This is a genomic window from Dorea longicatena (assembly GCF_025150085.1).
Taxonomy (GTDB): Bacteria; Bacillota; Clostridia; order Lachnospirales; family Lachnospiraceae; genus Dorea_A; species Dorea_A longicatena.
The window spans coordinates 1436200-1449816 of record NZ_CP102280.1; the positions used below are offsets into that span (position 1 = coordinate 1436200).

A 13617-nucleotide genomic window follows, 5' to 3' on the forward strand; every position below is an offset into this window, starting at 1 on the left:
ATTCATGTTCAAAGTTGTATGGAAAAGCTTTAAGTATAATAGGAAAAATTTTCTTTCTTTTTTTATGAGTGAAATATTATCAGTTGCAGTTATATTTATGCTTATTTATATTCAAGAGGCATTGTCACAAGTTCCAGGAATAAAAACTGAAGCGTTACAATTTGCATATCAAAGTGAATTAAGAAAGCAGTTACGCATAATCATTCCATGTATTATTTTAATTATGATTCTGGTAACGGGATATTCTGTTAAAGCGTATATAAACACAAGAATATGGGATTATAAATTATTTCAATTATTAGGAATACGCAAGAAAAATTTAAAAGTAATGATTGGTCTGGAATATGTAATAAGCGGTATGCTTGCATGTGGTTTTGGAATTCTGTTTGGTTTAATTGGAACGAAAATTATAAAAGAAATTCTTCATACTAGAATAAATGCAAGATTTGTCAAAGGCATTTCGATGTCAAGAGTTTATCTTGTGTTGATTCTAAGCTGTCTGATCATGACGATAGGCGTATATATTACATTGCAAATATTATTAGATACCAGAACGAATTTAGGAGATAAGATATTCAAGATTAAGGAATCTCGAATCCATTCGATGATATCAGTTATTTACTTTATAGTGGGTATTTTGGTTATTAGTAGTGGTTATCTGTTGGTGAATAATGATCCAATGATGGCTTATATGGCACTTATATGTATTTTGACAGGTCTTATAATTCTTATGATATTCGGAACTGGATTTTTTATGGAAAAATTCAGTGAGTCGAAATATTATAAAAAGCATATATTAGCTTGGAATGATTGCTACTGTTACATAAAAAAACATGGATTTCGGATGCTAATGCAGATATTGTTGGGAATCATTTTAATATTTAATACATTTTTAATGCTTCGAGGTACAATTCATGACAGATATATGCCAAATGATTTTGTGTGTATCGGCAACTCAAAAGAAACGACAGCAGTAAATACTGTGGTAACAGCTCGATTTAATGGTCTTACAAAACAATTCCCGTTTCTGTGGTTTAATGAGATGGGAGGTGATTCCTGGGTTGCTATATCACTTAGCGACTATAATAAAATTTACAATAAAAATGAATCGTTAAATAAAAATGAAATAATAAGAATTTGGAGAAAAGAAGGGAGCCGTAAATCGGATCTAAGTGATAAACAACATAGAAAAATAAAATCAATCGCACTTGGTAAATGCGGAAATATGGATGAAGAGGGATTGGAATATAAATACAATTTCCAGATAAAGAAAGAGCAAATCAAAGAGATGATCGGCTTTTCTATGACCGGTCTTGTAATTATTCCAGATAATATATTCACGCAGGCAGAAAAAGAAAGTGATTATAAAAAAATGTTTATGATTATAAATCTGCCAAAAAAGAACCTGACAGTTTCAACACGATACATAGAAAAAAAATTGCAACAAGGAAAACTAGATGAGGCTTTTTGTAAGTTGACAATTCAGGGTATTGATAAAAAAGAAAACGTATTAAATCAAATGGTAGTAATCCTCGTAGCGATTATTATTTTAATTTTTACGATGTTTATAACATGGTTAATGCTGCAGAATGATCAGGAGCATTTAAAACGAAAATATCAGATAGGTGCTATTCTTGGTGTGAAGAGGAAGGAAGGACATTTATCCGTTGTGAAAGAAATATCCAGAGACATGTGTTGGCCTCTTTCAATTGTGGCCGTTATAAGTGGAATGTTTTGCGGAGTATTTATAAAATCTTATTATTACGGAACAATGGAAATTGTTTTGATACAAAAGGAAGTTGCAATGTTAGGATGGATTTTATGCATATATGGAATTATTTTTATGATATTTATTATTTTTTCAACCAGGCGTTTATGGAAAGAAATTTCAAAAATATGGGGTGATAAGAATTGATGAGAAATATATTAGAAGTTAAAAATCTTGTAAGAAGTTACAATACAGCAACTTTTAGGGATTCAAAAAATAATGTGAATGTGTTAAAAGGAATCAGCTTTCAAGTTGCGGAAGGTGAATTTGTTGGAATCATGGGAAAATCCGGATGTGGTAAGACAACGCTGCTTAAAACACTCGGAATGATTGATAAACCGACGGATGGAACAATTAAATTTATGGGGGAAGATACCAGTGAACTGTACGGGGACAAGCTTGCGGATATCCGGAACAGCAAGATAGGATTTATTTTTCAGGACTTTTATCTGATGGACAGCCTCTCAGTGGAAGAGAATATCATGCTGCCGATGATCATAAGCAAACAGAATATTAATAAGATGATTGCAGAAGCAAAGAAATATGCAGAACAATTTCAGATAGAACATCTGTTAAAGAAAAACCCTTATGAATTATCCGGTGGTGAAAAGCAGAGAGTTGCCATATGTCGTGCGTTAATCAATAATCCTGATCTGATACTTGCTGATGAGCCAACCGGAAATTTGGACTCAAAGTCAGGAAAGATTGTAATTGATGCATTGAATAAGATTTCATCGGAATATAAGAAGACGATTGTCATGGTAACGCATGATTCGCAGATGGCTAGCTATTGCAGTCGGTTAATTCTGTTGAAAGATGGTGTAATACTAGAGGATTTGAAGAATAGCGGAAATCAGGATGCATTTTATCAGGAGATCCTCGGAAAGATGAAAGAGCTGTAAAAGATTCACAAAAAATTGACATTGCTGACTTGAAAAAGTAAATTCCAGTGCAAGAGTAAATTCCATCATGTTTTAAATTTTACCGAAATTACGAGAGATTTTCTTTTTGACCAAATTGCATGAAAGCAATTCGAGAGGTTTTGCCCAGCAGGAAAAAAGAGAAAAATACAGCTGATAACGGGTGTAGATTGTATCGCTCCATTTATACCATTTTTGTTCATGGAATATGTGATTGTTCCGGGGCGAAAGGGTACTGTAATGAAACGGATCATAACCTTTGATAAAAAGTCAGGTTGATTATATTTAATCTTCCTGACTTTTTGCTGATACTCCGAAAAAATAAAAGCGATCAGATAAAAATTATTTCTATCACCATGCATTCGGAAGGAACTACCGGTAGCAAGTTCCGTAGATATGTCGAAGTATGCAAAAAAGATTGTTATAAGGGTATTTAGGGAAAATTCATGGTCAGAAAACCGGGTATTCATGGCCACTATCACACCAAGGAAGAAAAGGCATGCTATAATAAGCCAAGAAATTAATACGGAGACAAACAAAATGAAAGACTGGTCAAGAAAAAGAAAAACAGATTTTATAATAGGAGTAGCTTTGCAAATATACCTCCTTTTCCCATGGGTACAGCATTATACAATATATGGCTATTTATTTAATACATTGAAAATAAATGATTACGTCCAAATGTATAACAAAACATTATTGCCATCATTAAAAGAAAAATCATGGGGCTATACAAAAATGTCAGCATTTGTCTTTTTAATTATCATTATTCTATTAATGGTTTTTCAATTAATTGAATTAATGCGAATATATCACATAACCACAAATGAAAGGACAAGTGATTATCGTGGATTTTTCTGGATTATATATTTAATCTTTTTTTCGATATTTATAGATAAGGTAGAGTTTGTAGATTATTCTTTGATTCCTGCTTATGTAGAAGTGTATATGATTGTACTATTAGTTTTTTTAGGATTGTGGATTTTAATTGATGCAATGCTAGATACATGGGAATCAGAACATCAGATATTAATTTCTCAATTAGAGGAACAGGAAAAGCTCGCATTACAAACGAAAGTCAAGATTTTAGAAGAACGCTATCAAGAAATGTTAAAAAGCCGAAAAGTGGTTCATGATATGAAGAACCATATTCTGGCACTCAAGAACTATGATCAGGAGCAAAACTGGTCCGGATTGCATGAATATTTGAATGAGCTTAGCGATGATATGCTGGAATATAATTTTCATATCTGGACTGGAAATCATATGCTGGATATGATCTTAAACCAAAAGGAAAAGGATGCACAGAATCAAAATACTGTTATGCAGATTGATACAGAAGTCTTTTCGACACTCCCTTTTACAGACCGGGAGATCATATCACTTTTCGGAAATCTATTGGATAATGCGTTGGAAGCCTGTGAAAAAATCAATGATAAAGAGCGTTGGATAAAGATTAAGATAAAAAAGAAAAACCTATTGTTATATATTGAAATTGCAAATGCATTAGAGCAAAGGCCAAAGCAAATTCAGAAAAAATTTGTTTCAAATAAAAAAGATAATGGACTTCATGGATATGGAATGAAGAATATACAGGATATTGTAAAAAAGTATGATGGAATCTTCCAATATAAGGTATATGAAGATCAGCTGATATTTATGATTTCTATCTATACTGATATGCACAGAGATTGCTATTAAATATTATTTTATGTGAGTGGGTGAGTGAAATGAAAAAAGACAAGTTATTTTTTCAGATAATGAAAAAAATATTTTTGGGGCACCATAAAGAATTAAGAATTCTGATTTTATGCGAAACAATACTGACGGCAATTTCATATGCTATAGTCAGCGGATATCAGATGTTTTCCAACGGACATTCCTCAGAATATTTTATGCAGGAAGACGGAATAAGCAAAAGCTTTCTTTCCGCCGGAACAATTCTATTATTCTGCGGAATTATACTGATTATCACAGTTCTCATATCATATCTTGGAAAGCGTATTCCGGAATATGTATTTTTACAAAGAATGGGAATATCAAAGAAAGATTTAAAAACGATGGTTTTATATGAGGCAGCAATTTCGTATCTGGTATCCATCATAGCAGGATTTTTCGTTGGAAAAATATTGACCGAGGGATTAAAGATCCTTATGGTTCGTGCTTTGCATATAAATTTTAAATTAGGAAGGGTGGCTTTCTTTACATATCCGTCTATTTGTATCCTCATTTTATTTATATATGGGCTCAGTTTCTTGCTGGTAAAAGAATTGCAATCCGATTTTCTGATCATTACAAATATGAATGAGACAGCAAGAATAGAAAAGCTGGAAGGAAAATTCAGAGTTCCTAAAATAATGATCGGAATCATACTTTGTATTTATTCCGTTTATGCATATTCTAAAATATACCATTATGAGAGTGCATATCTAATCATCGCTTTCTTTGCCGGATTGTATTTAAGCTTAAGAAATATATTTTCTATTTTTTTAGAACGTATAAAGCACAAAAAGCAGAAAAAATATTATAAGAATCTTTTGATGAATCATCGGTTTTATTACCGTATGAATACCGTGAGCAGATATATTTTATTCTTTTCACTGATGAGTTTTTTAAGCTGCTTTTATTTCGGAATACAATTTATCAGTACGATAAATGCCGAAAAAGCAGAAAGTTTATATCCGTATGATTTTATGTGTGTTGCAGATAAATCAGACGATAAGCTTTTTGAAAAAATAAAAGAAAAGTATCATGCTACATTAACTGAATATCCAATGGTAAGAGTTGCAAACGCAGATAAGACGGAACATTTAGAGGGACGAGGGGAAATTATTATCCAGGGACAACAGATTGGTATCTCGGAGTCTACTTATTACAAGTTAAAAAAAGCTGTAGATCCATTGTATAAAAAGAAATCCTTAAATCTAGATAAAAATGGAAAGAAAGTATATGTTGTCCATCAACAGGACCGGGCAACAAAGGCTCAGCCGGTCGACTGGTACTATAACAAAAAGACACCGACTTTACATATCGGACTCCCTTGTGAATATTGTGATTATGCTGATCATGAGACAACATACGATAAGAAAATAGTTGCCGGAGAGGAGATCTCCAGTCTTACAGGGTGTTACAGTACACCAAAATGTGAAAATCTGATCGTTTTTTCCGATGAATATTTCAAAAAAGCTCAAAATGAATGGAAGGATATAGAAGCTTTGACTGGTTTTAAATTGGAACGGTATAAGGCAATGTATGGTGATGATGGAGAACCTTATATTATTGAAGGACCAACAAAACTGGTATTCATCCAGACAAATAAAAAGTACATAGATCAAATCGATAAAGAATTGGAGTCAAAAGAAGAGAGACATAAATATATCGGCAATTATGATTCTACGGTAAAATTTCATTATTTATCAAAAACAGCAATTACGGATATGAAAACCGAAAGAGCCGTTAAGTCGATGATCTGTGTATATATTATCATTACATTAAGCATATTGAATTGGATCATGCTATATGCCATGAACGAAATGGAGAAAAAAGAAAAAGCAGAACGCGAGAAATTCCTGGTATCCATGGGAATGGACCGAAAAGAACGGAAGAAAATGAATAAAAGAGAATGGTACATATATTGGATTGTCCCGACAATTATTCTTATCATTTCAACCATATTATTTATGCGAGATACCATGACTGCGAGAATGTATCCAGATGATATCCGGAAAATCTGTGAATTACAGGAAGCAGTGGTTATAGCAGTGTGGATCGTAATAAATGGAATATATTTTTGGATTATGAATCGAAAGGCAAGAAGGGGGTAGAAAATCATGACAAATAATACAGAAATACTGCGGACAGAAGGGTTAAAGAGATCATATCTTGTTAATGAAACGAAAATAGATGTATTAAAAGGAATCAATCTGACCATTAATAATCAGGAATTCATAGCCATTATGGGAAAATCTGGATCTGGGAAAACAACACTCTTAAAATTATTAGGACTGCTGGACCGGCCGACGGAAGGAAAAGTCTTTTTTAAAGGTGAAGACAGTAATTCGTTAAGAGGGGACAGGCTTGCCATGATCAGACGCCGTGAAATTGGATTCATATATCAGGATTACTATCTTATGGACAGTTTATCGGTAAGAGAAAATATCATGCTGCCGAAGATTCTAGATCACAGTCCAGTAAAAGAGAGTATAACGGAAGCAGAAAAACTAGCCGATATTATGGGGGTTCGTGCTTTACTGGATAAAAAAATCTTTGAATTATCAGGAGGCGAAAAACAAAGGGCAGCGATCTGCCGGGCGTTGATGAATCATTCGGATCTGATCCTTGCCGATGAACCGACCGGAAATCTGGATTCTGCTTCATCAGAAACAGTAATGGAATACCTGCAGATGATCAATAAAGATTTGAAAAAGGCTGTTGTTTTGGTAACGCATGATGCATATGTTGCAAGCTTTTGTGACAGGGTGATTTTTGTAAAGGATGGGAATATTGAAGTTCAATTAAGGAAAAAAGAAAAACAGGATGTTTTCTGCGATAAGATTATGAAAGCACAAAAAGATATCTTGAAAAACAAATGAATGATATAGGAAAGACAATCATCATGGTCACACATGATCTGCAGATGGCAAGCTATTGTAGCCGGTTGATTCTATTGAAAGATGGAGTGATATTGGAGGATTTAAAGAATAGTGGGGATCAGGAGGCGTTTTATCAGGAGATTCTCGGAAAGATGAAAGAGCTGTAAAAGATTCACAAAAAATTGACATTGCTGACTTGAAAAAGTAAATTCCAGTGCAAGAGTAAATTCCATCATATTTTAAATTTTGCCGAAATTACGCGAGATTTTCTTTTTGACCAAATTGCATGAAAGCAATTTGAGAGGTTTTGCCCAGCAGGATAAAAGAGAAAAATACAGCTGATAACGGGTGTAGATTGTATCGCTCCATTTATACCATTTTTGTTCATGGAATATGTGATTGTTCCGGGGCGAAAGGGTACTGTAATGAAACGGATCATAACCTTTGATAAAAAAGTCAGGTTGATTATATTTAATCTTCCTGACTTTTTGCTGATACTCCGAAAAAATAAAAGCGATCAGATAAAAATTATTTCTATCACCATGCATTCGGAAGAAACTACCGGTAGCAAGTTCTGTAGATATGTCGAAGTATGCAAAAAAGATTGTTATAAGGGTATTTAGGGAAAATTCATGGTCAGAAAACCGGGTATTCATGGCCAGTATAAGGCGGAAGAAGAAAAGGCATGCTATAATAAGCCAAGAAATTAATACGGAGACAAATCAAATGAAAGACTGGACAAGAAAAAGAAAAATAGACTTTATAATAGGCGTAGCTTTACAAATATATTTTCTTTTCCCATGGATACAGCATTATACAATATATGGATATTTATATAATGTGTTGAAAATGAATGACTATGTCCAAATGTATAATGAAACGATATTGCCATCATTAAGAGAATCCTGGAACTATACAAAAATGACAGCATTTGTTTTCTTAGTTATCATTATTCTAATTGCACTTTTTCAATTGACTGAATTAGCACGAATATATCACATATTAAAAAATGAACAGTCAAGTGATTATCGTGGATTTTTTTGGATTATATATTTAGCTATCTTTTCGAGGTTTTTTGAGAAATTTGCTTATGTAGATCCTATAGATAATTCTTTGATTCCTATATATGTAGAAATATATATATGTGTATTGTTGGTTTTTATCGGTCTATGGATTCTAATTGATGCAATGCTGGATACATGGGAAGCAGAACATCAGATATTAATATCTCAATTAGAGGAACAGGAAAAGCATGCATTACAAACGAAAGTCAAGATTTTGGAAGAACGCTATCAAGAAATGTTAAAAAGCCGAAAAGTGGTTCATGATATGAAGAACCATATTCTGGCGCTCAAGAACTATGATCAAGAGCAGAACTGGCCCGGATTGCATGAATATCTGAATGAACTTAGTGATGATATGCTGGAATATAATTTTCATGTCTGGACTGGAAATCATATGCTGGATATGATCTTAAACCAAAAGGAAAAGGATGCACAGAATCAAAATACCGTTATGCAGATTGATACAGAAGTCTTTTCGACACTCCCTTTTACAGACCGGGAAATCATATCCCTTTTCGGGAATCTATTGGATAATGCGTTGGAAGCCTGTGAGAAAATCAATGATAAAGAGCGTTGGATAAAGATTAAGATAAAAAAGAAAAATCTATTGTTATATATTGAAATTGCAAATGCATTAGAGGAAATGCCGAAGCAAATTCAAAAAGAATTTGCTTCAAATAAAAAAGATAATGGACTTCATGGATATGGAATGAAGAATATACAGGATATTGTAAAAAAGTATGATGGAATCTTCGAATATAAGGTATATGAAGATCATCTGATATTTATGATTTCTATCTATAATAACTGATAAGGATAAGGGGATGAAAAGTATGTTGAAAAAAATATTTTTTAAACTGCTGGGAGAAAGGAAAAAGGATTACATAAGAGTTATTTTAAGTGGAATCTTCTGTATATCGGTCGTATTTTTTTCTACGTCTGTTGGCAGCAGTCTTGTTTATATATCAACGGGACGACGGGCAACTATGACAGAATTAGTAATGGAAGTTGAAAAGAATTTTATTTTGCCGTATGTGTTACTGATCTTTCTCATGATTTTAATTATACTCGGATATATTCGTAAACGATCCAGCGATTATGCAATGCTCAATATACTGGGAATCAAAAGGAAACACAGATATATGTATATTGGCTGTGAATATCTCGGAATCATTTTAGGATCAATTGCAGGAGGATTGATTCTTGGAATATTGGAAGCAATGATCGTAAAAAAGATACTGGAAAATATTTTTCAGAATTATGTAAGCAATATATATTTGGGAATATCACCGTTAATTCTCACACTAATTATCAGCGTAATCATGTTTGGAATCGGCTTCGCCTTTTGTGATCAGTATATTGCCTGTATCGGAATTGACCATATAGTATCGGGAGGAAGTAATCATAACAGAACAAGTAAGAATACATTGCTATTTTGTCTTATAGGAGTTGCAGTATTTATTCTTACATTAGTTTCTATTGTTACATATTGGGGACAAATCGGATATACGATTCCGACAGCTCTGGGAATCATAACGGCAGTTATTTTTACTTTATTTGGCTGTAGATTATATCTTGAAAAATTAAGAAAACAAAAGAATAAATATTATAAAAAAATCCTTTGGCTCGATAACTGGTACGATCAGTTTTTCAGTCATGCTAATATCAGTTATATTGTCAGTGCTTTTCTGATTGTTATTCTGTTTGGATTTAATATTGTATTGGTAGACAATCTTCCTGTAAAGCAGCCGGAAAATTATCCGTATGACATAGTCTGGGGTGCCAATACAAAAGATAAAGCATTTATCGAAAAGTTAAAAGAAAAGTATAATGTTCAGACAGAATTCATTCCATCTATCAGAGTGACTTCAGGAAACTGTGCAGAACATACTGGAATTTCTGCAACAGAATATAAACGCCTTACAGGAAAGCAGGTTCATTTAAAAAATAATGAAATATACGTTATATACCAATGGGACCGAAGCGAATATGGAACAATTGGTCTGGATTTCGGAAAGCTGAAACCAAGATTATACACCGGATGCGCTACTGCAGATATCTGGATTTATACTGCGAGAACATTACCAGGTAATAAATTTACAAGAAAATATACAATTAAGGGAAATGACAGAAGAATCATTACCGGGAATTTTAAAACAAGGGTTTTGAGTACCAGCAATATGAATACGGATGTGTTTGAAGATATAATTGTATTTTCGGATCATGAATATGATAAGATCAGTCAAAAAGCCAAAGGGTCAAACCTTACAGTATTAATGAACGTAGCACAGAATTATGATGCTGTTGTAAATAAAATAGCTAATTATGCAGCAAAACATTCACAGATTAATTTCTTTGATTATCATGACGGAAATCTGATTTATGATAAAAAACCGTGCACAATAGAAAATCAGGAAAACCGAATGTTAAATGTAAGTGCGATGTTGATTGATATGCTTGTGTTATTTATCAGCATAATCTTTATCTTACTAGAGAAAATATCCAGTGATTACGAAGCACTGGAATGGAAGTATTTATTCTATTACCGTACAGGAATGCCGGAGAAAAAACGAAGAGAAAGTATTTATAAAGAAATAACCATGACATCCAAAGTTGCCTTGATAACAGGAATATTTATAGCAGCAGTAATGATATTGGTGAAAATATTATATAAGAAAATGCCGGTATATTGGACAAAGATTTATCTGGCAGAAGCCGCAGTAATGATTATAGGTATGACCGCTATTATCATAGTAATCGTAAGAATTGCAGCATGGCGTTCATTTAAGCGCAGTGAGAGGAGAAATAAGGATGAATAAAGAAAATATATTAGAAATTGATAATCTGGAAAGAAGCTATTCAACAGTCATGCCGGACGGAGCGACAAAGGTTTATTCTGTGCTAAGAGGAATTTCATTTCAGGTAAAACGAGGGGAATTTATTGGTATTATGGGAAGTTCCGGATGTGGGAAAACCACACTTTTGAAAACTATCGGAATGCTTAATAAGCCAAATGGCGGAAAAGTGCTCTATAACGGCGAAGATACAACAGAAATTTATGGAGATCATCTGGCAGAAATACGCCGGACGCAACTGGCGTTTGTTTTTCAGGATTTTTACTTGATGAATAGCTTAACTGTTCGTGAGAATATTATGATGCCATTGATATTAAATGAAGATGATCCTGTGGAAAGTTCTAAAACCGCAGAAACTATGGCAGAAAAACTTGGAATTTACAAGCTGTTAGATAAAAAACCTTACGAACTGTCTGGAGGTGAGAAACAGAGAACGGCGATTTGCAGAGCAATGGCAGAAAATCCAGAATTGATACTTGCAGATGAGCCGACCGGGAACCTTGATTCTAATTCATCCAAACAGGTTATCCATACATTGTCCTACATTAATCAGGAATTCGGGAAGACGATTGTCATGGTAACACATGACCCGCAAATGGCAAGCTATTGCAGTCGGTTAATTCTGTTGAAAGATGGTGTAATACTAGAGGATTTGAAGAATAGCGGAAATCAGGATGCATTTTATCAGGAGATCCTTGGGAAGATGAAAGAATTATAAAAAACAGAAGTAAACGTATTAGATATATCTACGTTTACTTCTGTTTTTCAATTGTGTAGGATGCTTTGAAGGAAACAGTAATTCCAGAAGATATATTTTATCAAGTATCGTACCTTTTCTTACATACTATTAATATAAGGTAAGAAACACGTACATTAACCAATGGCTGGAAGCATACAATTAATATATTTGATTATAAAGAAAATCTTGAATATAATAAATTGGTAAATTTGAATTTTTGCAATAGTTATTTATTGAAATTTCCTTTAAAAAAGGAGGAAAATTCAATGAAAGAAACTAATATTATATATGATTCAGTTTCTAATACCTGGAGTATTATCGTAAAGGTGGTGAATAAAAGTTTGCTTCAAATAGAATATCCTGAATTAACAGGATATAAAACAAAAGAAGACGCAGAAATTGCTTATCATAAGGCAATGCATCAATTTGCTATGGATATGGAAAATATTAAAAGCATAACGGGCGTAAAATACACATTGTCTTCTTATATAGAACATTGGTATGTTGATATTTTCAAACAATATACAACGAGCCCTTCTTATCTTCAAACTACGGATTGGGCAATTCAACGGGTAATCCTGCCATCTATTGAAGAGGATCATTTATTAATCAATCTGACACCAGAATACATAAATGATATTTTACAAAGATGTGCAAAACTTCCATATCGGACAGCTGGAATCGTAAGCAGGAAAATTCTGTGCACGATTCTGAAAACGGCAGAAGCGGAAGAACTTTTAGATATTAAATTTTCGTTTGAAAGTATTATAACTTTTCCAAGGATTCCACCGAAATATATTGCTTATGAAAAAGAAGATATATGCAAGCTGTTAGAAATAGCCAAAAAAAGTGATGCAATTTACCTTGAAATACTTTTATGTCTATTTGCCGGATTACGTATAGGTGAGGTTCGAGGACTTAATTATGATCATGTTGATTTTCAAAATAATACAATCACAATCATGCAACAGATTCCAAATGAATCATATATAGAGATTAAAACTGAAAGTGATCGAATGGAGGATGATGATTACGCAATTCCATTTAATTCTGTTATGAGCAAAGAACAGGTAGACGGTTCATACAAATTGTTCACGATCTGGGGCTGGGATACCTTCCAAAAGAAACATGAAATTGATATCTCTTTTGCAATTCAGTTCCATAGAACGAGAAGAATAGTCCCCGTTCATGTAAGAGTAAAGTACAATCTTCAGAAGTGTTTTTGGCGATACTGAATTTATTCTTTCATAGGTAGAATACAGGTCAGTCAAATCCATTCCCTCCACAAACTGACTTAGTAATCGCACAGAATCATCTTCCGGAATGATTGTTTCCAAATTTAAAGGAAGTTTTAGTTGATATCCTCCTTCATTCAAAGTATAATTCTTATGTAAAAATATAGGTTTTCGCATACTTATATTTTACACCAACAGCCGGACTTTTCGAAGCCCGGCTGTATTTTTTCATCGAAAAGAGGCTGCGCACTAATTGCTTAGTGCGACAGCCCCTTATAGCGATAAATACCTTATCTTGAATTCCGTATAAACAGGTTATAAATTTAACCTTATCACAAAAAACACGGGATACTATTTTGATTCATACAGAGAGAGAAACCTATAAAAACACGGGATAAAACATTTATCGCTATAACATAAGCGTCAGATAAGAACGTGTAGAGA

Annotated in this window: 9 protein-coding genes and 1 pseudogene; 9 read left to right on the plus strand and 1 reads right to left on the minus strand. The window is 33.3% G+C overall.

Annotated elements, in window-relative coordinates:
- Positions 1-4 precede the first annotated feature (4 nt).
- The 9 genes from NQ508_RS06735 (at position 5) to NQ508_RS06775 (ending at position 11917) form a co-directional block, all read left to right on the plus strand.
- A complete protein-coding gene (locus NQ508_RS06735; RefSeq protein ID WP_006426640.1) occupies positions 5-1915 on the plus strand; it encodes an FtsX-like permease family protein in 1911 nt (636 codons plus the stop codon).
- The gene (locus NQ508_RS06740) at positions 1915-2670 is read left to right on the plus strand and encodes an ABC transporter ATP-binding protein (RefSeq protein ID WP_006426639.1); all 756 of its coding nucleotides are present in this window, start codon (positions 1915-1917) and stop codon (positions 2668-2670) included. The genes NQ508_RS06735 and NQ508_RS06740 overlap by 1 nt, the downstream gene beginning before the upstream one ends.
- 558 nt (positions 2671-3228) lie before the next feature.
- Positions 3229-4389, plus strand: coding sequence for a sensor histidine kinase (locus NQ508_RS06745; RefSeq protein WP_242654653.1), 1161 nt, complete (start codon positions 3229-3231; stop codon positions 4387-4389).
- 839 nt (positions 4390-5228) lie between these two features.
- Positions 5229-6512, plus strand: a complete 1284-nt coding sequence (locus NQ508_RS06750; RefSeq protein WP_167528843.1) for a hypothetical protein — start codon at positions 5229-5231, stop codon at positions 6510-6512.
- 6 nt (positions 6513-6518) lie between these two features.
- Positions 6519-7280: an ABC transporter ATP-binding protein gene (locus tag NQ508_RS06755; protein WP_006426635.1), complete on the plus strand. Its 762-nt coding sequence runs from the start codon at positions 6519-6521 to the stop codon at positions 7278-7280.
- Positions 7277-7447 (plus strand): hypothetical protein, encoded by a 171-nt coding sequence (locus NQ508_RS06760; protein ID WP_006426634.1) that lies wholly within the window; start codon positions 7277-7279, stop codon positions 7445-7447. The genes NQ508_RS06755 and NQ508_RS06760 overlap by 4 nt, the downstream gene beginning before the upstream one ends.
- Positions 7448-8006: 559 nt before the next feature.
- Positions 8007-9155, plus strand: coding sequence for a sensor histidine kinase (locus tag NQ508_RS06765; RefSeq protein WP_242654652.1), 1149 nt, complete (start codon positions 8007-8009; stop codon positions 9153-9155).
- Between the two features lie 175 nt (positions 9156-9330).
- Positions 9331-11163 carry an ABC transporter permease family protein gene (locus tag NQ508_RS06770; RefSeq protein ID WP_167528842.1) on the plus strand — a complete coding sequence of 611 codons (1833 nt, stop codon included), beginning with the start codon at positions 9331-9333 and terminating at the stop codon, positions 11161-11163.
- Positions 11156-11917, plus strand: a complete 762-nt coding sequence (locus NQ508_RS06775; protein ID WP_006426630.1) for an ABC transporter ATP-binding protein — start codon at positions 11156-11158, stop codon at positions 11915-11917. The genes NQ508_RS06770 and NQ508_RS06775 overlap by 8 nt, the downstream gene beginning before the upstream one ends.
- A 1106-nt stretch (positions 11918-13023) precedes the next feature.
- Here NQ508_RS06775 and NQ508_RS14250 read toward each other — a convergent pair.
- Positions 13024-13350: pseudogene (locus NQ508_RS14250) on the minus strand (transposase); the annotation flags it as partial.
- Positions 13351-13617: the final 267 nt, after the last annotated feature.